Origin of the sequence: Hyphomonas chukchiensis, assembly GCF_000682695.1 — a bacterium.
GTDB lineage: Bacteria > Pseudomonadota > Alphaproteobacteria > Caulobacterales > Hyphomonadaceae > Hyphomonas > Hyphomonas chukchiensis.
The window spans coordinates 1-380 of record NZ_AWFG01000101.1 but is presented as its reverse complement, the minus strand read 5'-3'; the positions used below and the strand labels follow the sequence as shown (position 1 = coordinate 380).

Sequence of the window (380 nt, the reverse complement as noted above, 5' to 3'; positions counted from 1 at the left end):
CGAGGAGTGGTCGAGGATTTGTCGACCAGGAGTTGAAATCGTCGACCGGGTCCGAGAATTCGTCGACCAGGACGGCGGAACCCTCGACCAGGACGATGAATGGGCGATGAAAATCTATCGGGTTCGAGGAATGGTCGACCAGGGGTTGAAATCGTCGACCAGGTCCGAGACTTCATCGACCGGGTCCGAGGATTCGTCGACCAGGACGGCCGGATGTCCGAGAAAAAAAAATGTTGCCGAATAACTTTCGAAAATCATTGGATATGATGCAATGTTTTGTGATCGAATCTCTTAAAATACATCAATAAAGAGTTTAGGATGTCAAGTTTGCATCAAATATGCCCACGGAGCCCCAACTAGACCATGAAAATCCGATGTTG

General features: G+C 48.9%; 1 protein-coding gene. It reads left to right on the top strand.

The annotated features are described in order from the left end of the window. A partial coding sequence (locus tag HY30_RS20400; RefSeq protein ID WP_206741510.1) for a hypothetical protein occupies positions 1–244 on the top strand: 244 nt, incomplete at its 5' end. Positions 245–380: the final 136 nt, after the last annotated feature.